The 25958-nt window shown below is 40.6% G+C and carries 20 protein-coding genes and 1 pseudogene; 9 read left to right on the plus strand and 12 right to left on the minus strand.

What is annotated here, in order from left to right:
- Positions 1-525: 525 nt before the first annotated feature.
- From OIZ54_RS03335 to OIZ54_RS03350, 4 genes are all read left to right on the plus strand, one after another.
- The gene (locus tag OIZ54_RS03335) at positions 526-759 is read left to right on the plus strand and encodes a hypothetical protein (protein ID WP_029774363.1); all 234 of its coding nucleotides are present in this window, start codon (positions 526-528) and stop codon (positions 757-759) included.
- A gap of 80 nt (positions 760-839) precedes the next feature.
- Positions 840-1592, plus strand: coding sequence for an SDR family oxidoreductase (locus tag OIZ54_RS03340; RefSeq protein WP_248451967.1), 753 nt, complete (start codon positions 840-842; stop codon positions 1590-1592).
- Positions 1593-2028: 436 nt separating this feature from the next.
- Positions 2029-3567 carry a glucan biosynthesis protein gene (locus OIZ54_RS03345; RefSeq protein WP_264389717.1) on the plus strand — a complete coding sequence of 513 codons (1539 nt, stop codon included), beginning with the start codon at positions 2029-2031 and terminating at the stop codon, positions 3565-3567.
- Between the two features lie 704 nt (positions 3568-4271).
- On the plus strand, positions 4272-4832 hold the full coding sequence (locus OIZ54_RS03350; protein WP_264389718.1) for a YrbL family protein: 561 nt from the start codon (positions 4272-4274) through the stop codon (positions 4830-4832).
- Between the two features lie 110 nt (positions 4833-4942).
- Here the strand turns inward: OIZ54_RS03350 and OIZ54_RS03355 are convergent, their stop codons facing one another.
- The 7 genes from OIZ54_RS03355 to OIZ54_RS03385 all read right to left on the minus strand — a co-directional run bounded on the left by OIZ54_RS03355 (position 4943) and on the right by OIZ54_RS03385 (position 12563).
- Complete coding sequence (locus tag OIZ54_RS03355) at positions 4943-6229, minus strand: allantoate amidohydrolase (RefSeq protein ID WP_264389719.1); 1287 nt, start codon at positions 6227-6229, stop codon at positions 4943-4945.
- 15 nt (positions 6230-6244) lie between these two features.
- Positions 6245-7474 carry a pyridoxal-phosphate-dependent aminotransferase family protein gene (locus OIZ54_RS03360; RefSeq protein WP_004587084.1) on the minus strand — a complete coding sequence of 410 codons (1230 nt, stop codon included), beginning with the start codon at positions 7472-7474 and terminating at the stop codon, positions 6245-6247.
- Between the two features lie 3 nt (positions 7475-7477).
- Positions 7478-8302, minus strand: coding sequence for a sulfite exporter TauE/SafE family protein (locus OIZ54_RS03365; protein WP_004587085.1), 825 nt, complete (start codon positions 8300-8302; stop codon positions 7478-7480).
- Positions 8299-9873, minus strand: a complete 1575-nt coding sequence (locus tag OIZ54_RS03370; protein WP_264389720.1) for a gamma-glutamyltransferase family protein — start codon at positions 9871-9873, stop codon at positions 8299-8301. The genes OIZ54_RS03365 and OIZ54_RS03370 overlap by 4 nt, the downstream gene beginning before the upstream one ends.
- Positions 9870-11078, minus strand: a complete 1209-nt coding sequence (locus OIZ54_RS03375; RefSeq protein ID WP_264389722.1) for an amidase family protein — start codon at positions 11076-11078, stop codon at positions 9870-9872. The genes OIZ54_RS03370 and OIZ54_RS03375 overlap by 4 nt, the downstream gene beginning before the upstream one ends.
- A gap of 345 nt (positions 11079-11423) precedes the next feature.
- Positions 11424-11906, minus strand: a complete 483-nt coding sequence (locus tag OIZ54_RS03380; RefSeq protein WP_054981718.1) for a putative 4-hydroxy-4-methyl-2-oxoglutarate aldolase — start codon at positions 11904-11906, stop codon at positions 11424-11426.
- Between the two features lie 3 nt (positions 11907-11909).
- Positions 11910-12563, minus strand: a complete 654-nt coding sequence (locus OIZ54_RS03385) for a TetR/AcrR family transcriptional regulator (RefSeq protein ID WP_264389723.1) — start codon at positions 12561-12563, stop codon at positions 11910-11912.
- A 175-nt stretch (positions 12564-12738) separates the two neighbouring features.
- Between OIZ54_RS03385 and yddG the strand changes: the two genes are divergently transcribed.
- A complete protein-coding gene (yddG, locus tag OIZ54_RS03390) occupies positions 12739-13659 on the plus strand; it encodes an aromatic amino acid DMT transporter YddG (RefSeq protein WP_024032801.1) in 921 nt (306 codons plus the stop codon).
- A 33-nt stretch (positions 13660-13692) separates the two neighbouring features.
- Here the strand turns inward: yddG and OIZ54_RS03395 are convergent, their stop codons facing one another.
- Positions 13693-14559, minus strand: a complete 867-nt coding sequence (locus OIZ54_RS03395; RefSeq protein ID WP_264389725.1) for an alpha/beta fold hydrolase — start codon at positions 14557-14559, stop codon at positions 13693-13695.
- 414 nt (positions 14560-14973) lie between these two features.
- Between OIZ54_RS03395 and OIZ54_RS03400 the strand changes: the two are divergent.
- Positions 14974-15924, plus strand: a pseudogene (locus OIZ54_RS03400) (TonB-dependent receptor).
- Positions 15925-16037: 113 nt separating this feature from the next.
- Here OIZ54_RS03400 and OIZ54_RS03405 read toward each other — a convergent pair.
- Both OIZ54_RS03405 and OIZ54_RS03410 read right to left on the minus strand, forming a co-directional pair.
- Positions 16038-16718, minus strand: coding sequence for a LytR/AlgR family response regulator transcription factor (locus OIZ54_RS03405; RefSeq protein WP_248461830.1), 681 nt, complete (start codon positions 16716-16718; stop codon positions 16038-16040).
- Positions 16712-18220, minus strand: coding sequence for a sensor histidine kinase (locus OIZ54_RS03410; RefSeq protein ID WP_264389726.1), 1509 nt, complete (start codon positions 18218-18220; stop codon positions 16712-16714). Before OIZ54_RS03410 ends, OIZ54_RS03405 begins: the two co-directional genes overlap by 7 nt.
- 345 nt (positions 18221-18565) lie before the next feature.
- Here OIZ54_RS03410 and OIZ54_RS03415 point away from each other — a divergent pair, with 345 nt between their 5' ends.
- Together OIZ54_RS03415 and OIZ54_RS03420 are read left to right on the plus strand one after the other, a co-directional pair.
- Positions 18566-19429, plus strand: coding sequence for an ABC transporter ATP-binding protein (locus OIZ54_RS03415; protein ID WP_264389727.1), 864 nt, complete (start codon positions 18566-18568; stop codon positions 19427-19429).
- On the plus strand, positions 19423-22578 hold the full coding sequence (locus tag OIZ54_RS03420) for a M1 family aminopeptidase (protein WP_264389728.1): 3156 nt from the start codon (positions 19423-19425) through the stop codon (positions 22576-22578). The genes OIZ54_RS03415 and OIZ54_RS03420 overlap by 7 nt, the downstream gene beginning before the upstream one ends.
- 54 nt (positions 22579-22632) lie before the next feature.
- Here the strand turns inward: OIZ54_RS03420 and OIZ54_RS03425 are convergent, their stop codons facing one another.
- Both OIZ54_RS03425 and OIZ54_RS03430 read right to left on the minus strand, forming a co-directional pair.
- Positions 22633-23124 carry an ankyrin repeat domain-containing protein gene (locus tag OIZ54_RS03425; protein WP_248461834.1) on the minus strand — a complete coding sequence of 164 codons (492 nt, stop codon included), beginning with the start codon at positions 23122-23124 and terminating at the stop codon, positions 22633-22635.
- A gap of 67 nt (positions 23125-23191) precedes the next feature.
- Positions 23192-24730 (minus strand): catalase, encoded by a 1539-nt coding sequence (locus OIZ54_RS03430; protein WP_004587093.1) that lies wholly within the window; start codon positions 24728-24730, stop codon positions 23192-23194.
- A 373-nt stretch (positions 24731-25103) separates the two neighbouring features.
- Here OIZ54_RS03430 and OIZ54_RS03435 point away from each other — a divergent pair, with 373 nt between their 5' ends.
- Positions 25104-25775, plus strand: a complete 672-nt coding sequence (locus OIZ54_RS03435; RefSeq protein ID WP_096042795.1) for an HAD family hydrolase — start codon at positions 25104-25106, stop codon at positions 25773-25775.
- Positions 25776-25958 lie beyond the last annotated feature (183 nt).

Genomic DNA, 25958 nt, shown 5'->3' on the forward strand with positions numbered 1-25958 from the left:
CCTACTTAAATAAGTTAGAGTGCCCCCCATTCTAACTTTTAAGAAAATTTTCACTTAATGCATAGTATTTAGTGAGGTTTAAAAATACGAAACACAAAAAAGCTGAGCTATATTGATAAGCTGAAAGTTAAAATAGTTATCTCAATAGGCGTCAGCAATTTTTATTAAATTAGCTAGCTTCTCTTTCAGTAAAAAGCGAAATGTTACGGTTAATAAATTGATCTTACAAGTTAAAACGAATGTGAATGCTTTTACTTTACACTGCGGTAGCTGTATTGCCTTGTTTACGATATAGAAAAGCTGCAAAACACGCTGCTTCAAGGATGGGAAAGTCCTTTTAACCTCAATAAAGCCACTCAGGCATCAGTAATTCCTTCCAAAACGCCAATTAAACCAACATCAAACATCTTATTCTATATATAAACGTAGTAAACGATTGAACCAAAATAGGAACTCAACTATGTTTTTATAAAAAAAACAAATAAACGAGTTAATTTACAAGCTCGTTAGTTGCTCTGGAGACTTATGAGTACAGCTGGAATTATTATTTTTGTGTTTCTCTTTATCACGTTTCTTTTCACTATAAGATATTTTTTCATTTTTGTAACAGCGTTTTGGCGTGGAAGGTTTAAATTAAAAGAGCTTAATTTCTGGTTGTTAGGTTTTATTATTTTTGTACTGACTTTTAATGTCACAATGAATTTTCACGAAGAGTTAGGGATAAAGAAAACTTGTGCACAAAATGCAGCTTCTTGCTAAGTATTGCTAATTTATGCCAACAACTTATTGTTTAGCAGAGCATTCTATATTCCTACAGCATTACTATTTAAGGATGTCTAATGAATAACACAAAAGTGGTTTTAATAACGGGCGGAGGTCGAGGTATTGGTGCTGCTACATCTAAATTATTTGCATCAAAAGGGTATGCCGTTTGTATCAATTACAAGTCTAATCTAGCTTCGGCCGAAGCTGTCGCAAGCGATATTAGGGCTGCGGGTAATCGTTGTATTACAGTCCAAGCAGATGTTTCGGTTGAGAATGATGTGGTAAGGCTGTTTAAAAAAATTGATGCCGAGCTAGGTCCTTTATCAGTACTTGTTAATAACGCTGGTATTTTACGTAAGCAGTCGCGTTTGGAGGATTTAACAGCTGAAAGAATTAATACTATTTTAGCAAACAACGTGACTAGTTACTTTTTATGCTGTCGAGAGGCCATAAAGCGTATGTCTACACGCCATGGCGGAAAAGGTGGTGTTATTGTAAACGTTTCATCGGGGGCATCTCGTTCAGGTTCACCGAATGAATATATTGATTATGCAGCCTCAAAAGGGGCTATAGATACACTCACTAAAGGTTTATCACTAGAGGTTGCCTGTGAAGGAATTAGAGTTAATTGTGTGCGTCCTGGGCTAATTAATACGCAAATGCACGCTGATGGTGGTGAACCTGAAAGAGTAGAAAGGTTAAAGGAGCTTATTCCTCTTAAGCGTGGAGGTGAACCTGAGGAGGTGGCTGAAGCTATTTATTGGCTTTCATCAGCAAAGTCATCGTTTTCGACAGGGAATTTTTTAGACTTATGTGGTGGCCTTTAATACATAGCAAACCAATGTAATGGCAATTCCTCACGCTTAACACTTTTAAGTGGGTGTTATAAGCTAAAAAAGGATTGAATATGCTACTCGACTTCTCAGTTCTTGTTCACAAGCCTGCATTAATCAGGTAGTTATACTAAGCGTAGCAGCGACACACAGATCAGTATTTCGATTTTAAAGCACTAACTGGCTTTAACTAAGTAAAAGTTATATCAGCCGCATTTATTAAATACAGCTATTCAAACGCAACTATTCAAACGCAGCTATTCAAACAGAATCTCCCCTAAACACAGCTAAGCATAAAAGCTTCGCCAAATAACGTTTTTTTAGTAAACGCGAGTTCATATTGCGGTGTGTAATATCTTTACAAGCATTTTAAGTTAGGCGTTCGTACTGGGCGCTTATTTTTAGACTCCCTTTATTAGAGATACTTTTTATGAAGTTAAAGTTATTTATTGCCGCTATTATTGCCTCCTCTGTGTCGTTACACGCGGCGCAAGCACAAGCAAGTGCTAAGTTTACTTTTGAAGATTTAAAAGCAATGGCAAAAGCCTCTGCCAAAAAGCCCTATACGCCTGTGGAAGTGCCAGCACCTGAGCTTATTGATAAAATTACCTATGACGAACATTGGAAAATACGCTTTAAAGAAGATGAAACCCTCTACCCAAATGGCAAAAAGACACCGGTACAATTATTTTACCCTGGGCGATATTTTCCTGAGCCGGTAAGTATTTTCATCAGAGATGATAAAAACAACGTTAAAGAACTGCCTTTTAGTAATGCGCTTTTTGATATGCCTGACGATAGCCCTGCCCACGACCTGCCAGAAGGGTTTGGGTTTGCAGGCTTTAGAATTATGCGCCCCGATATAAAACCAGATTGGATATCGTTTTTGGGGGCGTCTTATTTTAGAACTGATGGCCCTCAGGGGCAATATGGGTTGTCGGCTCGCGGTATTGCAATAAATACCGGTATGAGTGAGCCAGAAGAATTTCCTCGCTTTTCGGCATTTTGGTTAGGCCCTGCAGAAAATAAAGGTGAGAGCATGTCTGTGTGGGCTTTGCTTGAGGGGCCCTCTGTTATAGGTGCTTATCGGTTTGGTTTAAGTAAAGACAACAAAGAGGCCAAAGGGCATGTTACCTCTGTAAGTGCTAATTTGTATATGCGCGCCGATGTAGAGCGCTTAGGTATAGCGCCGCTAACCAGCATGTATTGGTACTCAGAAAAAGATAAAACGGTAGCGAAAGACTGGCGCCCAGAAATTCACGACAGTGATGGCTTAGCGATTCATACTGGGTCGGGTCAGTATATTTGGCGACCGTTAAATAATCCGCAGTCGGTGTCGACCAATAGCTTTATTGATGAGAACCCTAAAGGCTTTGGTTTAATCCAAAGAGATCGTGACTTTAATAACTACCAAGACGACGGCGTGTTTTACAATAAGCGTTCATCAGCGTGGATCAAGCCTACGGGCGACTGGGGGAGAGGCGCTGTGCAGCTAATCGAAATCCCAACTAAAGATGAAACGTTTGATAATATTGTTGCCTATTGGGTGCCTGAAAAAGAGGTACGTAAAGGCGATGAGTTTACCTTTTCTTATGATATTGAGTGGCGTCCACTCGATCCAAAATCAAAAAACCTAGCAAGTGTTGTTAATACTCGCCAAGGGCAGGGCGGAATTCCTGGCCAGCCTATTCCTGAGGGCGTAAACAAAATGGTGATTGATTTTGAAGGCCCAGTATTTAAAGGCCTAGATAGAGAAAGTGGCATAAAGCCTATTGTTGAAGCCAGTAACGGCGAAATACTGGAGCCAATTGGTGCTTACCCAATAGTGGGGACCAACCAATGGCGATTAGCGTTTGACTACAAACAGAGCAATAACGACCCCGTAAGTATACGCGCGTATTTGGTTGATAGAAACGAAGAGGCGATAACCGAAACATGGGTAAGTGATGCAAAAGTAACGATTGAGTAACTAAGCTAAGGTTTAATAGGCTTAAGTAAAACAAATGGCTATATAGTTGTGCGGTATATAGCCATTAACATTCAAACCTTAGTAAGTATGTTGAATGGCCAAATAGACGAGAGATTACTTTCGATGCTTAAGTTTAGTCCAGCCAATTTTGATAATTACTACAGCAGAAATTATTAGCATTATTGAAAAAGTGTGTTGACCAAAAGCTTGAAAAACAAGCCATGCTGCAATAGTTATTAGTATGCAACCTATTAAAAATAAAATGTTTTTTAACATCCTATGTTCTCCATTTCCAAAATATCAAAGTATACGTATTCGTTTTTTATTAAGCTAATTATGAATGCTTATTATTAGGTCGAAGCGCGCTAATTAACAAATGTATGGCTGCATACACTTTTGGTTTATTTAATTATAACCCAGCCTAGTGTGATACTTATTTCGTAAGGCTATTTTAGTCGCTTGTATACCCACTGCTTTCTTAATTTACCTTGATAAACCCTAATTTATAGTTAAAATGGCCGGCTTATTTAACGAATGTACCTACTTTATTACTGACATAGTAATAAAAGCTGCATTAATAGATGTAAATACTAAGCGTGCAATTTTAAGGCGTGTTATTTACCTCGTTTTATACCAATCCTCAAAATAGGTTACTTAATTAAGCGAATTGGTATTTGTAAATTTACGTTAGGACGAAAATTGGTTTGATCTCATTGAACGACGATTTAATTGTAGGTAAAGGGGCGCATAGAACGTGTTACAGGCACCCTGAGGCACATAATTTATGTATAAAAGTAAGCCATGAAGGGTTTTCGCAAGAGCAAGACCAAGAGCTGGCTTATTATAAGCGACTTAGTAACCGAAATATTCAGTGGCAGTTGTTAGCGCGATACCATGGTACGGTACACACCAATATTGGCACAGGGTACGTGTTTGACTTAGTGATTGATGCAAATAATCAGCCGGCTAAAACGCTAGAATATTATTTAAATCAGCCAAATAGTGAAACCTTAGCCGAGCCACTATTAAATTTAAAAGATTATTTATTACACAATTTAGTGATCACCAAAGAAATAAAACCACGCAATATAGCGTGTGTTAATAATAACGGCACCATTGAGCGGTGTGTTGTTGTTGATGATATTGGTAATACTGAGTTTTTTCCTATTAGTAATTACGTGAGCTCATCGGCTAAGCGTAAAATAAATAGAAAATGGCAGCGCTTTGAAGCGAGTTTAAATGAGCTTGGCTTAAGCCTTAATTAAGTTTTAAACTCCGACTTTAAATGCTGGCTTTAATTAATAACCACAGCCCCGTTTAATACGCAGGGCTAAGCTAACAGCACATAGCCTACCCTGCGCTTAATAACCGTTAGTTACTTTTCTAACTCTTTTACATACAGCATGAGCGCGCTGTACATTACGCTAAGGGCTTTTGTTACATCCTCATCAATAACAGCTTCTGCGGGGTGATGGCTTATCCCGCCAGGGCTGCGTATAAATAGCATGCCCACAGGGCAAATAGGGGCAATAGCCATGGCATCGTGCCCAGCGCCAGAGGCAAGTGAAGGCGATGCTTGGTTATTCAATTTACAGGCACTGCTAAACAATTGCTGAATTTGAGTGTCGCACGCTACGGCGCCGGCCGCATGTGTCCATTGCCAATCAAGCGTTAAATTACGCGATGTTGCAATTTGATCGGCGCGGGTATGTATTGCATTAAGTAATACTGCTAGGTCGGCATCATTTTGTGCGCGTGCATCTAAGCTTATAGTCGTTTTACCGGCAATAACGTTTGTTGCGCCTGGGCGAGCATGAATTTGCCCTACGGTGGCGACTTCACCATTACTCGCGTTTTTTGCTAGCTGCTCTATGGCAAGGGTAAGCTCGGCGCAGCCAACTAATGAATCTTGGCGTAAGTTCATTGGTGTAGTGCCTGCATGGCCGCTTTGGCCTGTTAGGGTGATCATGGCGCGTTTGGCGCCAGCAATAGCGGTTACTACGCCTAGCGCCTGGTTTACCGATTCAAGCACTGGGCCTTGCTCTATGTGGGTTTCCCAATAACCGAGTAATTCGTTTTTGTTAAGGGCGGCTTTAGCGTAATCATCAGGGTTTAGGCCAAAATCAAGCATGGCTTGGCGCATGCTAATGCCGTTTGTATCTTGTATATTTAACCACTGGGGGTCAAACTCGTTCGCCAGTGCTTTTGAGCCAATTAGAGTGGTGGCAAAGCGAGTGCCTTCTTCATCACAAAAGCCCACTACATCTAAATGAAATGGTAAATCAAGCTTAAGCGTGTGTGCAATGGCGGCTACTTCAATACCTAGTAACACCCCTAAAATACCATCAAATGCACCGGCGTTTGGTACGGTGTCTAGGTGTGAGCCAATAATTAAACGTTTTGCATTTGGGTTAGATGATGCTAAGCGCCCCCATAAATTGCCGACTTCGTCTTGCCACGAATGCATGCCCGCCTCAGCCATCCACGCAGCAGTTACACGGTTACACTCTTTGTGCTCTTTAGATAAATACACACGGTGAATGCCACCTTGCATTTGCGATAGGCCGCTGAGCGTTTTACAGCGCAATAACGCGCGCGCGGCAAATTTATTAGCCAGCTCACTGTTTAATAATGGCTCATGGAGGGGGCTTGCAATCGTCATGCTAAATCCTTTTTTCTATTTATAATGGGCAAGGGCGGCAATAGCGGCTTCGCCTTTAGGGCCTTTATAGCCGTTGGCGTGTAAGCAGGCATCTAGGCTTGCCAATGTTTGTAATACGGCATCTTTACGGGCGTTGTAACCCATGGTGCCAATACGCCAAATTTTGCCATGCAGCGGCCCAAACGAGGTGCCAATTTCAATACCAAAGTCGGTTAGCATTTGTCCGCGTACGTGGTCAGCATTAATGCCCTCGGGTATATAAACACCCACTACGTTGTTCATTTTATGGTTTAAGTCGCCAAATACGTTTAAGCCCAGCGCTTGAATACCCGTTAGCATGGCATCGCCGTGTAACTTGTGGCGGGCAACGCAGTTATCAACGCCTTCTTCAATAACAATGCGAGCACATTCTGATGCGCAATACAGCATGCTGGTGGCTTCGGTGTGGTGGTTAAGGCGCTCTTCGCCCCAGTAATTCATGATCATGCCTAAATCAAAGTAGTTTGAGCGTACAAATGGCTCGGTGCCGTCGGTATGCTGCGCGGTACGAATACCCGCTTCTACTTTTTTGCGTTTTTGGATCCAATCGGCGCATTTATCGCTCAGTGTTAAAGGGGCAGAGCCAGATGGGCCACCTAAACATTTTTGCAATCCAACCGAAAGCGCATCGAGCTTCCACTCATCGGCGGGTAAATCGTTACCTACAATCGAAGCGGTGGCATCGCAGTAAAATAATACGTCGTGCTTTTGGCAAATATCGCCAATGTGTTCAAGGGGTTGGTTCATGGTTGTAGAGGTATCGCCCTGTACCATAGCAAGTACATGGGGTTTTACATCAACAATGGCTTTTTCTATTTGTTCGGGGGTAAAAACCTCGCCCCACGGGACTTCTATGGTGTGTACTTTTGCGCCTACGCGCTCGGCTATTTCAGCAAGCAAGTGGCCAAAGCGGCCCATAATGGGCACCAGTACTTTATCGCCTGGGCGTAAAATAGAGCATAAAACGGCTTCTATGCCTGCGCGTGATGTGCCATCAACTAACATGGTCCATTCGTTTTTGGTTTTAAAAATTTCGCGATAGCGAGCCATGGTTTCGTTCATAAAGCCGGTCATTACTGGGTCGTATTGGCCAATTAGCTGCGCCGACATAGCACGTAGCACGCGTGGATCTGCGTTTATTGGGCCTGGGCCCATGAGTAATCGCTGTGGCGGATTTAAAGTTTGAATTTGCGTGTCGCTAAACATGTTTTAGGCTCCCAGAGTCTGAATAAGCATACGAATGCCCGTTATCATTAATACAACGGCAAAGGCGCGTTTTAATTGTTTTTGATCTAGTTTGCTACCAATTTTTACGCCAATAGGGGCAAACAAAATAGTAAGCGGAATAATAAGTATAAAAGCAGGTAGGTTTACAAGGCCCCACGTGCCAAGCGGCGCATCGGTGGGTGTAGTACCAATACTTAATAAAGTAATAACGCCCGGTAACGCGATTAATAAGCCAAATACAGCAGCGGTGCCAACGGCAACATGAGCACGTACGTTAAACGCGTTTAGCATAGGTACGCCAATAGTGCCGCCACCTATGCCAATCATTACCGATAAACCACCGACAATACTTGCCATAATGCCTTGGCCAAATTTACCTGGTAATTTACTAACAAGGGCAGGGGCGCCGGCTCTAAATAACATGTTTAAACTTACTAAAATGGCAATACAGGCAAACATAAGTACCAACGCATTACCGCGTATAGAATGAGCTAAATAGCTACATATAACAGCCATTACCAAAATAAACGGGGCCCAGTATTTAATTAAAGCAAGGTCGATATTGCCTTTTGCATGGTGCGAGCGAATAGACGAAATAGAAGTAGGCACTATGGTGGCAAGCGATGTCGCTGTGGCTATCATCATGGCCGACTCAGGGCTTACGCCAAAGCCTTGCAGTAAAAAGTACAGCACAGGCACAATTACTATGCCGCCGCCTACACCAAATAGGCCTGCTAAAATACCTGCAAAAATACCGGTTGCTATTAAGGCCGCTATAATTGGCCATTGATTTATTATTTCTGTCATTGTGTTCCTGCTGTAGTTACTGTTGCGCGACCATCTGAACGAGGATCGGTGGCTGCTTCAAGGCTGGTAGGCGTATCTAAAATGGCACCTGCATGACCCATCATTTCATTGTTATTATCAACGCTTACCCAGTCGTGGTCACGTTGATTTAATTCATGTTTAACTTGAATTACTAAGCTTTGCTCTACCTTTAAATTTGTGCTTGTATCGCCCCAGGTGCGCCCTAATAACCAACGCGGATCGCTTACTGCTTGGGTAATTGATTTATTACGCCATGCGTAACCACTAAATACAGCAGCTTGTGTTTGTGGTTGGCCTTCGCCGCCCATGGTGCCGTAGGCAAGGCGCCTACCATCGTCAAATTTTGCTAAAGCAGGGTTGAGTGTATGAGCCGGTTTTTTATGCGCTTTTAAGACATTGGCATCGTTGCTGTTTAAACTAAAGCTTAAACCGCGGTTATTCCATACAAAGCCGCCTTCGCTCATCAAAATGCCGCTGCCAAATTCCCAGTAAACACTTTGAATAAAGCTTACTAGTTGGCCGTTTTTATCCCGTGCGGCCATCCAAACGGTATCGCCTGGCTCTGCATTAAATGGCCATTGCTTGGCTTGGCTCATATCTATATTGCTGGCAAGCGCACTTAAGCGCTCATCAGTTAATGCGTTTTTATAATCATCGCCAAGCGCATCTGGGTCAGCCCAAAGTGTAGGGCGGTGGGTAAAGCTTTGTTTGGTTGCCTCAACAATTAAGTGCATCCAATCGGCCTCTGTTTTGGCTAAATGTTTTAGTTTATTAACAGCGCCAATTATTTGCAGAGAATGCACGCCTTGCGTGGGGGCGGGTAAGTTATAACACTGTATGCCCGATAAATTAGCACTGAGCGGCGTTACTAAATCGGCCTGCGTATTGGCAATATCAGCGCGTGTAATTGCACTGCCTGCGGCAGCTAAATCGTTTGCAAACGACTCTGCTAAAGGGCCTTGGTAAAAGGCGTTTAAGCCATGCTCGGCTAAGTGCTCAAAGGTACTGGCAAGTTTTGGGTTTTTAAAATGTTGGCCCGCTTGCAACGGTTTACCATTAGGTATGTAAAGTTCTTTAAAGGCAGCGTTAGTGTTTGAAGCGGTAGCAAGCTTTTCGCAGCCTGCTTGCAAGCTTTTAGATACTGTAAAGCCTTCGCGCGCAAGCTTTATGGCTGGAGCTAAAATAATACTTAGCGAAAGAGCAGCGTGCTCATCTACCGCAAGGGCTTTTTGCCAGCCGCGTAATGTTGCAGCCTGAGTAAGCGCGCTTAAACCGCCGCGCTCTGGTATGTGTGGCTCATTGCTATAGGCGCTTATATCGTTTGGTGCGCGCCCGCAGGCATCAATGGCAGTGGGTATACTTTGGTTTGGGTTATCAATAAGCCAAAAACTGTCGCCGCCAATTGAGTTCATATGCGGGTATACCACGCTAATAGCAGCCGCTGCCGCTACCATGGCTTCGGTGGCTGTACCGCCTTGTTTTAGTATTAAGGTGCCTGCCTCGGTTGCTGCAAAATGCGGGGCAGTAAAGGCAATGTTGTGTGTGCTCATGCAAGAGTGTCCTGTTTAAAGTGGGCAGCTAATTGTTGTACGCAGGCAAGTAGGCTTTTATCGTTGCCGTGGCTCATCATTAATGAAAACCCATACGGGTGGCCATTTTCTAAATTAGCCAATGGTAAGTGTACTTGCGCCGAGCGGCTCAAGCCCGCAATGGCCGATAAGGTGATTATTTGCATGCGTAAGGCGCTTGTGTCGGCGCCCAATTTAGGTGCAGTTGTGGGTGTGGTTGGCAAAAATAAACAACTGTTTGTGTTTAGGTTTTTAGCGATTAGTGTTTGCCATTGGGTTTGTACATTTAGTGCTTCTTGTTCTTCTTGGGCGGTTAGAGCAAGCGCCATGTTAAAACGTGCCGCAATTGCCGGAGCAAACTGGGGAAGTTGCCCAGGCAATTGAAGCCAATCTTTATGCGTTTTTGCGATTGCGCGCCCTTGCAGTATTCTAAAGCTGTCAGCCAGTTCGCTTAATAAGCTGCTGTTAGGCAGTTCAAATTCTTTATGGTGTTTAAAATAAGGTTTGGTTTTTTCAAGTAATTGTTCAAGCGGGGCTTGTAAAACAGGGTCAACCAGCTCAAATAATGGCTCGCAAATAACTAAAGTATCAACGTTATTAATAGCTTGATTTGGTAACAGTACATTGCCTACATCGCTTAGCAGCTCTGCATTTTGCGTAAGCCAGCCAATGGTATCAAACGGGGGCGCTAGCGGTATTAGGCCATCTTTTTCAATTACGTTATGGCTTGGCCTTATACCAAATAAGCCACAATAACTTGCCGGTATCCTTATAGAGCCACCAGTATCAGTGCCTAAGCCAATATCGGCTAGGTTAGCCGCCACAGCTGCTGCCGAGCCCATACTTGAGCCGCCACTTGCATGGCCTTTAAGTTTTGGGTTTTGTGCTGCACCATAGTGAATGTTATTGCCCTCTAAGCTGTAGGCCAGCTCATCGGTATGGGTAAAGCCTGTAAAGCTACAACCTTCATTCATTAGTTTGTTTACGGCACTTGCTGTTTGCTGTGCAGGTTTTGCTGCTTTAAACCAGCTTGGGTTACCTGCGCTGTTGCGCTCGCCTTTAACAGCAAATACATCTTTTACCGCAAGGCGCTTATTTACAAGTGTGCCGTGGATTTGTGTTTGCCATGCGTTAGGACCATGGTCACAAAAAATACCGGTAAAATTATTATGTGTTTTGGTACTCATATCACCACTCGTTATAAAGTAAATCTGACCAACTGGTTATAATCAGATTTAGGATGATTAAAAAGACGAATTAGTTATTATTATTTTTCAGCCCACTGCGTAACATCTTATTTTTATTTTACAGAGCCTGATCCGCTTTTTAATCGGTTAGCTATTATATTGCCTAAAAGCTAAGCAAAAGCAATGCCAAATGCAATAAAGTTGTCCGCTCGGTCAGGTTTTTTTGGTTTACATGGGGTTTAGCAGATATTTATAAAAATATAAGTATTAAAGAAGGCGTAATTTAGAGGTGAAAACACACCAAGTTGGTGCGTGGTTGCACCAACTTGGTTGCAAATATGGCGTTTATAGTAATGCGTTAGGGCTAATAATTAAGCCATTTACATCGGCGTATAGCCAATCGTTAGGGTTAATTGTGGTACTAAGCATGGTCACTGTTTGATTTTTATCTCCAAAGCCACGCTTTAATGTACTGCGCGGGGTTGAGCCTAGCGCCATAACCGGCAAATCCATAGTGGCAAGTATTTCAATGTCACGGCAACAGCCGTTAATAATCACGCCTTCCCAGCCATTTTTTAACGCGCGCTCCGCCATAATATCGCCTATAAAAGCGAAGCGTTTGCTAGCAAAGCCATCAATAACCAGTACTTTACCCTTGCCGTTTTCATGCAGTATGTCGGCGGCAAACGAGTTATCGTCTGGGCAGGTAACGGTTACTGCTTGGCCACTAAACGTGGTTTTTTTACCAAAGTGGCGCAGGCCGCTGTCGGCAACTTGTACGCTATTGCGGTGATCGTCAAATAAGTCTGGGGTGGTAAAATTATCCATGGGTTAAGCCTCAATGTGCTCAGGTATTTTTAAACCAATACCTTTTAAGATTATGTGGGCAGTTGATTGCGTTATTTGTGCCACATCGGTTTCGTCGTATTCTAATTTGTTCATTACCAGTAGCACTTCGGCCTGAAAGTCGGCGTAGTACTGCGTAGTTGACCAAATGGTAAATAATAAATGGTAAGGGTCAACATTATCCATTTTGTTTGCATCTATCCAGGCCTGAAACACGTCTACCTTTTGTTTCACCCACGGGCGTGTGTTGGTTCTAAAGTAGTTTTGCAAATAAGGAGCGCCGCGCAGTATTTCACTGGCAAATAAACGTGATTGCAGCGGCTGGTTTACGGCAAGTATGACTTTGCTTTTAATATAGTGATACAACACATGCGCAGGGTCGTCCTCAGGGGTTACGTTATCTAAGCCTAAGTTCCAGTGTGCAATAATGCGGTCTATTACGTTTTCGTATAGGCCGTCTTTGCTTTTAAAATAATATAAAATATTGGCCTTAGGAACGCCTGCTTCTTTGGCAACCATACTCATACTGGTGCCATCGTAACCAAGCTGAGAAAACAATTGCTCGGCGGCATCGAGTATTAATGTTTGGTTTTTTACTCGGGTGAGTTCTTTTTTATTTGGCTTTGTTTGTGTGCTCATTATGGCGATGCTGTTTTTAACGTGTTGAATGATTGTAACTTTACTGACCAAAAGGTCAAACACTTAAGTGCAGGCCAAAAACATCTTTATAACAATAAATGATGAGCAACAATTGTTTAACCCACTAATTACTGTTAGCGTAACGTCAAACGTAAGTAGTACTTTTAGGTAGTTAATGGACTTTTTTTCTAATCATAAATACACGCTTTATGGCATTGCCGCTATTTTGTTATGGAGTTGTTTAGTGGCTCTGCTCAGGGATGTTTCGGAGTTATTTGGCCCCATAGGTGGGGCGGCACTCATGTACAGTGTAAGCGCGCTGTTTTTAATTTTGGTAATGGGACGGCCTAAGTTTGCTGGGTTTAATAAGCGTTATATTATTTGGGGTACTGCTTTATTTGCACTTTACGAGGTGTGTTTAGCGCTGTTTGTAGGGCTTGCTAATAATCGCCACCAAGCGGTAGAAATGGCAGTTATAAATTATTTATGGCCCACACTTACCATTTTGCTCAGTATTATAGTTAATCGTAGTAAAGTAAGTGTTTGGATTTACCCAGGTATGCTGCTCGCTTTTTTTGGTGTGGCTTGGTGCGTTGGTGGCGATAGTGGGTTATCACTTAATAGTATTATGGGTAATTTTGCCAGTAACCCAACGGCCTACTTATTGGCGTTTGTAGCACCTTTTATTTGGTCTGTTTACTGTGTAATTACTCAAAAAAATAGCAATGGGCAAAATGCCATTGTGCTGTTTTTTATCGCCACGGCACTAAGCTTATGGGTGTTGTATGGATTAAGTGACGAGCCAAAAATGACCTTTACACTGCACGCGACCGTAACGCTTGTGTTAGCTGGTGTGGTTGTTGGCAGCGGGTATGCTCTTTGGAACCAAGCTATTATTGGCGGTAACTTAATGTTGCTTGGTACGCTTTCGTATTTTACGCCGGTTTTTTCGGCGATTATTTCGGCGCTTTATTTGTCTATTACCCTTAGTGCCTCGTTTTGGCAAGGAGTAATAATGGTAACTGGCGGCTCACTCGTGTGCTATTTCGTAACGCGTGAAAAACCAGTTAAAAAGCAAATTAACGCCGTAAATTAACGGTGCAAATTTACGGAGTAAACGCATCCTTTTTTAACTGTGTTTGTTTAGCCAGTTAAGCGCAAGTGGCCATAATCCGTCAGATTTTTTGCTAAAAAATTTCATATGGCCAATTTCCTTCAAACCATAGTCGTGTGGGTTTAAGGTTAGGGTTTGTGCTTTTAATTTAGGAAAAACCGAGAGCATATCGGCAACATTTGCATTGTTAGCAATATCGTCATCGGTAGCATTAACCCATATTGAGGGCATAGAAAGCGTGTTGTAACAGTGTTGAAATACGGTATCACCAAATGCTGATTGCACATACCCTTGGGCGTTACACCATTTGCGCCATTGTTTAGCTACGCCTTTAGGTAGTGGCTCGCCCATGCCAAACCACTGCGATTTAGTATGACCAAACAAGGCATTACTAAAGGGTATAACCCCATTCATAAAAAAGTGCGCTTTAACCTGATACGCTAAGCTCATATTAGTTAATTTACCCGACGAGCAAGCAAAATTAAACGCGGAGCTTAGCTCGTTAGCGTTATGCATTAGCCCCACTAATTGCCCGCCGGCGCTATGACCCACTAAATGATACTGCGTATTAGGAAATACCCTTTGCAAATGCTCAAGCACCGCAGGCATGTCTTGCTCACCCCAACTTTGTAAACTGGCTTTGCTTTTTTTAATGCTGCGGTTAAGCGATTGGCCAATGCCACTGTTATCAAACGTAATAACGCCAAAGCCATGTTGCTGTAAGTAAGTAGCAAAGTTTGCATAAAACTGCTGCTTTATACCGGTTGCAGGGGCAATCATCACCGCACCTTTAATAGGGCTGGTGGGTGTAAATACACGGGCGCTTAGGGTTTGCCTGTTATTGCAGGTAATAGTGACGTGCTTTGAAGCGTTTGTGTTCATTACTTATTATTGCTTTTTTAAATGCTCAATCTAAAAATGGTAGCTGGTTAGACCAGTTTAATCAAGAATAGAATAACAGCTTAAACCAAAGCTTAATTACCAGGGGGCGATATACCGGTTTGTATCGTGTTTAGCGCTGACGTTTTGTAAAGGGGCAAAGCAGTAAAAGGGGTTTAATTTGTTAGCTTAAACCCCGTTGTAAAACTATACTGGCGTACTTGTATTGTGAGCAGATTTTGCTTTTACTTTTTTGGCACTAAAGTAAAATATAAGTGCAAATACTACCGCACTAAAATCAACAGTAATACTTTGATAATATTTAAAATAGTGCTCTGTTAACAAGGCTTGTAATAGGGTAGAGCCCGCCATGCAAAAGCACAAACCTGCAAGGCTAACTAATCCCCAATAACTTGCGTGCTGAGTCCCTTTTTTAAAGGTGTAGGCGCAACAGATTATTTTGGTGACGACAGCAGTGACTCAAAAGCAATTTATTCAGAAACAAGCTTTAAGTTAACTAAAGCATTTACGCTCACCGCAGGGCTTAGAATAGAGAGCGAAGAGCAGCTTCGTAATTTTGATATGGCTTTTGGGGGCAGTAGGTTAGTTGAGCAATTAGATGACTCTAACACTATAAAATTACCTACATTAGCGATTCAATACAAAATTACAGATGAAACAACGTTATCGGCCAGCGCCCGTAGAGGTTATAACTCGGGTGGCGGCGCGTTAGATTTTACCGCACAAGAGTATTACTACTACGACCAAGAATCAGTAAACACCTACGAGCTAGGCTCGCGCAGTGTACTTAATAATGGTGATATTAATATTAGTGCGAACATTTTTTATAATAACTTTGGCGGGTATCAAGCGTTAAGTTCAGATAGAAAAATCACTAATATTGATGATGCTCATAGCTATGGTTTAGAGCTTGAAGCATACAGTATATTAGGTGAGTAATGGCAACTCCATGCAGGGCTTGGGTTACTTAAAACTAAAATAGATGAATCGGCCACGTACAGCGATGCAGTTGGCAACGAGCTTAACTCTGCACCAGAGCTTACAGCTAGCTTAGGGCTGTCGCATTGGTTTACTGATAGCTTAAAAGTTAATGTAAGTGCTAATTATGTGGATGAATATTATGGTGATTTAACTAATACACAAGATCGTATTGCCGATGGTTACACAATTACACGTGCCACAATTAGTTACGATAGTGAGCATTGGTTAATGAGCGCTTATATTAACAACGCGTTTGATGAAGAGGAATATACATCGGTAGAACCTGCAAGCGGGCGTTACCCAACAGGCTATGTGGCTGTTGTTAACCCTCAAACGCTTGGTGCGTCTGTAACGTATCGCTTTTAAGTGCCTCTTAAATAATGCACCGCAAAGTATAACCTACTCTTTTGGTATAATAATTTGAAGCCCTATAGTATTAGGGCTTTACAATAAAAGAGGGAGTCTCAAACAGGCTAATATTAGATAATATCACGAACAAGTTGTTTGTATGACTTGCCAATTTTAACTGATACGCCTGATGAAAGTTGAATGCTTTCATTACTTAACGTGATCACTTTGTTCTTGTTAATAACGTAAGATTTGTGGACTTGAATAAATGAAGTGTCAATTTCCTGTACTATGTATTTGAGAGTACTGCTTGCAAGTAATGCTTTTTCACCTTGCCATACCTTTACATAATTTCCATAAGCCTCAAACATGTCTATTTCGCTTAAATGAATTTTATGTTTTTCACGGTCGATTTTAAGCGTAATAGTTAGAGGTGCCTTAGAATTTAGCGTTACAAGTTTTCTTTTTTGCCGTACTTTATTTAATGCTCGGTCTAGGCGTTGCGCTGATACTGGTTTAAGTAGGTAGTCAGTTACATCAAGTTCAAAACCAGCTAAAGCATATTCTTGATATGCACTAATAATAACGACTTGAGGTCGGTTTGCGAGCACTTTTAGTAATGCAATGCCTGATATCTCTGGCATGTTTATGTCTAAAAATAACAAATCAATAGATGATGTGGCTAAAGCACATAATGCATCTTTAGCGTTAAGGTATTGCCCGATTATATTAATATCTTTATGAGCACTTAAATGATGCAGTAACACTTCATGAGCGAGCGGCTCGTCATCAACAATTATTGTGTTTAGCATGCAGTCAGCTCCAGTTTAAGTGTGGTTTGCCAAAGGGTGTTATTTTTATCAATAATTAATGTGTGCTTATTAGGATATAAAAGAGTTAGCCTGCGGCGTAAATTGTTAAGCCCTACGCCGTGTTCTAAATTGTTATTAGTTAGAATAGGGTTAGAGGAGAATAGCGTAAGTATGTTATTGGCCATGGTGATTTTAAACACAACCGTTACTTTTTGTGATGTGGGCTCCACACCATGCTTTATCGCATTTTCTAAAATCATTATTAACAGTAGTGGAGAAATTAAATAGTGTTGTTGGTATTCAGGCCATTGCACATCAAAGTGACAGCGATCAGTGTTTCGTATATTGTGTAAGGCAATAAAACCCTTTAAGTAATTGATTTCTTTTTCTAAACTCACTTGTGTTTTTTGACCTTCATAAACACTGTAACGTAGTAAATTAGCTAATTCCATAACTAAGTCTGGTGCATTATCTGCTTTTTTTAATGTCAGCGCATAGAGGTTGTTTAATGTATTAAATAAAAAATGAGGGTTAATTTGCTGTTGAAGTAGTTTTAGTTCTATTTTTGTTTGTTGTTGAGCAATATTACTAATTTGAACGTGTTGTTGCTGTCGTTCAAACGCTAAAATAATGGGGGTGCTTATAGCCAAAAATAAAAATACAAACTGATAGTTTTCGGGGCTAAAAATATTATTATTACCGCCAGGAGTTAGGTTAGCAATGCCTACAGGTAAATCATTAATTGGTAACAGTAGCACACATGATATTAAAACAGGTGTAAGTACAGCGAGGCTTATTAAATTTGCAAACAAAAACATCAATACTCCATGATACGTTAATACATAACGTATTAATAAGTATCGGTTTATTAAATACACGCCATAGATTAATCCTACAGAAAAAGTAATTTGCCAAAGATAGCCCAAAAAAACATCAAATTGTGTAAATACTTTACGCACGTTAATAATGGGCTTAATAGGCTGATTTAACATGGGATTAATATGGGTATTGAGTATGCTAGCTGTAATTATTGCCCACCCTAAAAGTACTATAAACACAACGCTATCAAGTGATAACAAAGATTTAAGCCATTTTTTACTCAACACATTGTGATTTCTATTTGTGCGTCTAGTGATAAGCCATATACCACTTGCAGATGCGCACATTGCCCAACATTGTTCATTAATAAATTGCCACTGAGCAAAGTTAAAAAGCTGGATATTTAAAATCAGTAGGAGAAATGGGTAGGCTAAAAATCCTAACAACCAAGCTATGATTGCGGGTGTAAGCAATAAGCGATACGCAAATGCATGGGCAATAAATAAGGGAATGCACTGTAGAAAAAGCTGAGTATTAATAGTCAGGTATTGGCCAATTGACTCCATATTTGAGGACAAAAAGCGTATGTGAGATTCGAGCAAAATAGCAGCCATTAGCGGTAAATAGATTATAAGTTGGGTAATGCTAAAGCGTTGCCATATTGGTGTATTGGCTTGCTGCATATATAACTCCATTTTTATTATAATTAGTGAGCAGTTAGGCTGGGATAAAGTTGTCTTTTTATTGTAAACATTACCTTTACATAATTCACTACGCTAAGCGCATTAGTTTATCGATAAAATCATTTAAATCGTAATTATTAATTCAAAATAATTGTTTTATTTCATGTTGTTAATGAATATTCCAAGTGTGTCGAGGCTTCTTATTTTAATGATGAAAGTACATATTTAAATGATCAACGTCACTTTTTCGTTTTCATCATTTATTTCAATGCGTTAACCATTACATGTTCGCTTGTTTCAACTTGATTTCTTAAGCTGGTGTTATATCAACTAAGGATGAAACTAATGCTTACATTGAAAAATATCAACAAAAAATACGTAGATGGTACGCAAGCTTTGAATGATGTGACGATCACTCTACCCGCCGGTATGGTAGGACTACTTGGGCCAAATGGCGCGGGTAAATCAACCCTTATGCGCACAATTGCGTGTTTACAAAATGCAGACTCCGGATACATTAATTTTAATGGCCTTGATGTGATTAGCCAACCAGGTGCACTTCGTTCGCAACTAGGTTATCTACCACAATATTTTGGCGTATATCCCAATATGAGTTGTCGAGCGTTACTTGAGCATATCGCAGTGTTAAAAGGTATAGATGGTAATACACGTAAAAACCAAATTAATAGTTTACTTGAACTGACTAATTTGACTCAGTTTGCTAATAAGAAGCTTGTTAATTTTTCGGGAGGAATGAAGCAACGTTTTGGCGTAGCTCAGGCTTTATTAGGAGACCCAAAGCTAATTATTATGGATGAACCCACCGCAGGACTTGATCCAATGGAACGAGAAAGTCTAAATAATTTGCTTGTAAGTATAAGCCAAAACAGATTGATACTGTTATCGACCCATATTGTTGAAGATATAGAAAGTTTATGTCACTACGCAGCCATTATAGACAAAGGAGCACTTATACAAAGCGGAGACGTAAAAGAGTTACTAACTACTTTAGACGGTAAGATATGGCAGCTTGAAAGCCTACCTACCGGCATACCAAATCAGCATGTATTAAGTAAGAGCCATCGCTATGGAAGATCTTCATTTCGTGTTTATGCAGATACGGCGCCTGCACAAAATGCGATAAACTCGCCCGCCACGCTTCAAGACAAGTACTTTTATTCACTCAATAAAGGAAATCAAACATGTTGATTTTTAATGAGTGGCGATATGCAGTGCGCCAACCACTTGTTTGGCTTTGTATAATTATCCCTTTAATATTTGCGATTATGTTGTCATATGGGCTTGCAACGGTTGAGGTTGATTCGTTAAAACAATTTAAGTTAAATATTACAATGCTACAAATGATGCAGTTACCTATGCTTGTGGGAGTATTGGCACCCGTTATATTTTTACGAGATCAACACGCGTCTATGCAGGAGCTTATTTACGTTACGCAAACTAGCTTATTTAAGCGCAGTTTAGCAAGGGTATGCATACTGATTTGCTTGGTTTTCATTATCAGCTTAAGCGCTATTTTAATAATGGCGTTCATGCATATAAGGCAATTAGGCTATATACCAAATACGGCTTCTTTTACTTTATTTAGTAGCTTTTTAGTATTGTTACCTAATAGCTGCTTGTTAGTTGTGATTGCTTTTTATATTTGCCATAAATCAGCAACTTCATTACCTAATTATGTTTTTTTTGCAGTGCTGTGGGTAGGCTATATAGTGCTTGCAAGTATTACCGGAAACCCAATGCTTGCTGGAAGCAGTATTATAAGCAATAGCTTTTATACATTATTTATTTGGCTTGACCCTTTTGCATACACAGGTGTAATAAACAGTTTAACTAATTCATTAGGAGCTTCGTTTGCCATCAATCGCGTTGTCGTGAGTTTGCTCGCTGTTGGTATTTTTTTGGTTACTCTTAATCAAAATACAATTTTAAAGAATAAAAAAGCTAATAAAGGTCAAAGTACTAACGAATACATTCGTCATAACATGTTAGAACCCGCTGAATATACAACAGCTAGGGTCACACAAAAACCATTTTTGATGATGGCCAGTTTATATAAAATTACACTGGTTAATTTGGTTTCACATCCTATAACGTTACTGATTATTCTTATTTGGCCAGTGATGGTTTTTAACAGTGTTGCTTCGTCGTCAGGGTATGTTGAACCAATGAGTGTTATGAGCACCACAAGTCTAGATGCGATTAGCTATTATGCATTTGATATGCAACTTTTAATTGGGACTTTATTGTTGGCTTTGTGGAGCTGGCAAGTAAGCTGTTTCGCCAAATACTATAATATAGCAGAGCTAATTGCTGCCACCCCCCTTAAAACATATTACTTTATAATCAGTCAGTTATTCGTATTAGGTACGATGATATTGGTTTTTTTATCAATGAGCTTGTTAGGTGCAAGTGCAGCTCAGTGGTTTTTACACAGTGCATATCAATTGGAAGCACATTTGAGCATTTTATTTTTGATGTTTATTCCTCTTACCATCATTGCATGTGTATTTTTGTGCGTATTTGATTTATGTCGTTCGCAGCTTATTGCCGGTTTGCTAATTGGTGCTATTTTACTAATCAAATTCACACCAATAATGACTTATTTTGGTCTTACACATACATTGTGGAGTGTTGGTTGGACGCCTTTGCAAGCACCAGATAACTTTTGGGGTTATCGTGCAAGTATGAGTAGTTATTGGCCTTATATATCAGTTTGGTTAGTGGCGTGTATAAGTCTAGTTATAATTACGGGAGTTTTTAATCACCGAGGTACTGGGTTGAGCCGAAGAGTATTGGGGGTTAAACATTTTTGGTTATTCATTCCTCTGCTTATCACTGTGGCATTATTTACTCAATTGCATTTAAGACTAGTTGAAGAGAAGCCTTTAACCAACTCGCATAAGCGTGAGGCTTTTAAAGCACAGTACGAAAAGTCTTTTTCACAATGGCGCAATGTAGCACAGCCAAGAATTGTTCACATTGATGCAAATGTAGACTTTTACCCACAAAAGCAGCAGGCTCATTTTTCCTTAATATATACTTTAAAAAACACTCATCAAGAGTCTATTAAAGAGGTATTAATTGGGCGTGCAGGTTTTTATAAATGGGCTAATATTGAAATCGATGGCGCGCAAAGGGCTAAAAGCTTTCCCTTGCTTAATCAAGCTGTGTTTAAGTTAGAGAATGAAATGCAGCCAGGAGAAATACGTAAACTAGTTACACGGTTTTATGTTCATCAAGCTAAGCTTTGGCCAGTGAGAGGCCATCAGATAATAACCCCTGAATTTAGCTATATAAGATCAGTGCCTTTATTGCCCACTGTTGGCTATCAAGATAATTATGAATTAACCGATCCTATACTTCGGCAGCAACACGCACTTAAAGTGAAGCAGTCTATTAGACCCACGAAGCTATTTGCTAAAACGGCGAAAGCAAGTACTCATTACCAGTGGCTTACTATGTCTAGTAAAGTGAGTACAACAAGTGGTTATCAGGTTATAACTCAAGGAGAGGAAATATCACGTACCAGCAAAGATGACCGTGAAATATTTCATTTTGAGACTCGTACACCCATAAATGCAATCCCAGCTTGGGTGACGGTGCCTTATTCACCTGTTACCAAGCAGCAAAATGGCGTGATGTTAAACGTGTTTGCTAAAGACAAAAATGAGCCTGCACGAGCAGATTCTATAGCTGTAAACCTTAGCGCAATGGGCGATACAATAAAATGGCTTAATAAGATAAGCCCTTATAGAGCAAAACAATTAAGTTTAATAGGCTCGCCTAGGCTTGGTGTAACAGGTTATGCACTGCCGCAGCTTATACTTATTGAAGACAGTGTTGGTTTTAGAGCAAAGCCAAGTGCTAATGCAGGCTTTGATCAACGTTATCGCCGTGCAGTTCACGAAACTGCGCATCAATGGTTTGGGCATGATATTGGTAATGGAGTATTTGCAGATAGCGCTTTTTTAGTGGAGTCTTTAGCAAAGTACATTGAGCTTGTTGTTATAGAGCAACGTTATGGGAAAAAGGCCATGCAAGCGCTTGTAGAGTATGAAACATCACGTTATCAGCAAAGTGCTTTAATGAGTATAAAGGAAAAGTTAGCCTTGGTTGATGCTACACAAGGTTTCGATCAATATTCTCGATCAACCATTGTCTTTGCCAAGTTACGAGCTGTTATTGGTGATAAACCTATTATTCGCGCGCTCAGGTCGATCTGGAAAAATAATAGTTACCCAAATAGGCCTGCTAACTCTATGGACTTTATACGCGCTTTAAAATTTGAAGCAGGGATAGAGCATGAAGCATTAATAAATAAACTTTTATTAGAATAAGTAAAAGTATTTAAGGTAAATGAAAGCCCATAGAGTAGGGCTTCTCATTTGAATCTATTTTTCATTATTTACCTGTGCTAATAAGTCGAGCACTTTTTGTTGGCCAAATTTTTGTGCAAATTGCTCGGCTGTTTGGCCGGCTTTGTTTTGATGTGCGTTGTCGCAATCAAGGCTAACAAGTGTTTTAGCTATGCTAAATTCGCCTCTAAATATGGCGGCCATTAGGGCTGTGTTACCGCGGTTATCTTCAAGGCATGCATTAGCGCCTAGTTGCAATAAGGTGTTTACCGTATTTTTATTGCCGTGGTAGGTGGCAATCATTAGCGCGGTGTAACCTTTGTTGTTGTAACTATTAATAGGAATGCCAGCATCTACAAATTGCGTTATTACGGCGGTGTCGTCGGTGCGTGCGGCTGCAAAGTAATAAGCAAGTAAGCTGTCGTATTGCGACTGGGCGGTGCTTTGTTCCGTTACAGGGCTTTGTGGCTCATTGGCAAAGCTTGAAAAGCTCATCACTAAAGTAAATATAATAAGTAATTTACGCATACTGTTTACCTTTTTAAAAAAGAGGAAAGCTAGGCTTTCCTCAATAACTTACAGGTTGGGTAAAATATTAAAGCTTAGCGGCTAGTTGCTTAACTTGTTTCATGTCGCCGTTTACAGCGTTAGTTAAGCGTGTACCGTATTCGCTATCTGCTTTGTAGAAGTGGCTAAGCATTTTGTGCATAACTTTGCTGTCTTTCACTTTGCCTAAATCGCCGGCTAAGTTGTTAACTAAGTTAGTGCGCTCTTGCTTGCTAAAGCTGCGGTAAAGTACACCCGCTTGAGCAAAGTTTTGCTGCTTTTTAATTGCGGCTTGTTGTACGTAGCCTTTAAGCTCTGTGTTACTTCTGCGTGCAATTGGGTTTTCTGCAACGTTTTCGTGACTTGGTTGGTAGTTCACGTTACTTGTTGTATTACCGTAGTTCATTGCGCCGTCTTGGTTGTAGTTAACCACTTCAACTTTTGCACGGTTAATTGGCAATTGTTGGTGGTTAGCACCTAAGCGGTACATTTGCGTATCGGCGTAAGAGAAAACACGCCCTTGTAAAAGTCTGTCTTCAGAAGGCTCAATACCCGGAATTACATTTGCCGGTGCCATTGCAACTTGTTCTGTAGATTGGAAGAAGTTAGTTGGCATACGGTTTAGGGTCATGGTGCCTACTTTAGTTTCTTTAACGTCTAACCACATTTTTGTTGCATCTAATGGGTTGTAGTCAAAGTCATCTAACTGCGACGGATCAAGGGTTTTAATGTATAGATCCCACTTAGGGAAGTTGCCTTTACCAATCTCGCTGTATAGGTCGCGTGTTAAGTGTTGGAAGTCTTTACCTTGCACTTCGTTTACTTCTTTAGCATCAAGGTTGTCTATACCTTGTTGGCTTACCCAGTGAAACTTAACGTACTTAACATCGCCTGACTTATTAATCATTTTGTAAGCATGTACGCCCCAGCCGTCCATTTTACGTAGGCTTGCTGGTGTACCGTAGTCGCTGTATACCCACGTTAACATGTGAGTAGAACCTGGCTCGTATGAGAAAAAGTCAAAAAAGCGGTTAGGATCTTGAATGTTATCTACCGGTGATGGCTTTAACGAGTGAACCATGTCTGGAAATTTAATCGCATCGCGAATAAAGAATACCGGTAAGTTGTTACCTACTAAATCCCAGTTACCTTGGTCGGTGTAAAACTTAGTAGCAAAACCACGTGGGTCACGTAGTGTTTCTGGGCTACCTTTTGAGTGAATTACTGATGAAAAACGTACAAATACGTCAGTTTCTTTGCCCGCTTCTGCAAATGGCGCTGCAATTGTTAAATCATCTAACTCTTTAGACGCTACAAACACACCGTGTGCACCAGTACCACGCGCATGCACTACACGCTCAGGAATACGCTCACGTGCAAAACGTTGTAGCTTTTGAATTAGGTGTACGTCTTCAAGTAATACACTTCCGCGCTCACCTGCGGTAATAGAGTTTTGGTTGTCGCCAACAGCTGCGCCGTTGTCTTTAGTAAGGGTAGTTGCGGCACTTGCAGGTAATGCCATTGCTAAAGCTAATGCGCTTAGCGTTAACGTAGATTTATTATTAATCGTGTTTTTTTGAGTATTCATTGTCGACCTCATCTGTATAAAAGTGCCGGCAGTGTTGCTGGCTGTTTAACTGTTAACGAGTGTATTAACAAAAGTGAGTTCGGTAAAATTGATTGTTTAGATTGGAGTAATCACAAATTTAGATTGCTGTTTGCGTGCTGCCTTCTATTTTCTAAATAGCGGTTTTGTAATGTTCGACCTTAGTCGTAATTGCAATTTTGAAATCAATGAAAATACAGACAATTTCATATTTAATGAATAAATATTCACCACTGTGGTGCGTTTTTCACTAACAAGATGTTGACTTATTATAACAATAAAGAGAATATGCTCACTTGCTGGGCTTATGCTCAGGTTAAGGTTGCACCAAACTAGGTGCATATAAAGGGGCAATATGAATACTAAAATAGAATTAGTTATTTTTGATTGTGATGGCGTTGTTATAGATAGCGAAATATTAAGCGCGCAAGTGTTAATAAACATGCTTGCAGAGATTGGCGTTAATATTGACCGAGCCTATGTACAACAATATTTTTTGGGCTGTAATTTTAAAACAGTCACCCAAAACTTATTCGATACCTTTAACGTGACCTTAGCTGAGAGCTTTGAAGCCGATTACCGAGAAGCACTATTAAACGAGTTCGAAACTGCATTAATGCCAACTAACGGCATTAAACACGTGCTAGAGCAACTATCTGTACCTTGTTGCATTGCAACAAGCAGTAGCCCTAAACGCACCGCTAAAGCGCTTAATGTGGTTAATTTATCGCAGCACTTTAATAAGGTATTTACCTCTAGTGAGGTAAAAAATGGTAAGCCCGCGCCCGATTTATTTTTACATGCCGCTAAGCAAATGGGCGTAAAGCCACAAAATTGTTTAGTGATTGAAGATTCAAAAGCCGGCGTGTGCGCAGCACTTGCCGCCAATATGCAGGTTTTGCATTACAGCGGGGGTGGGCATATGCAAGATGCAGTGAACTTTGTTCACCAAGCTTACCCAGAGGTAGCGCATTTAACGCATTGGGATGACTTTTATAAGCAGTACCCAACATTACAAACACAGTAATAGAATATCAACGTTGAGCTTTATGACACTGACAAAGCTTAACGTAAAAATGCATTAATTATTAAGTAGTTATAGTAGTAGCATTATAAAAAGGCACGGTGATTTACTCACTATTAATTTAAATAAAAAACACTTATTTAAATTAATAGTTAACCTGAACTTTGGTTAAGAGATTTACTAACA

It is taken from the genome of Pseudoalteromonas sp. A3 (genome assembly GCF_025942345.1).
GTDB lineage: Bacteria > Pseudomonadota > Gammaproteobacteria > Enterobacterales > Alteromonadaceae > Pseudoalteromonas > Pseudoalteromonas atlantica.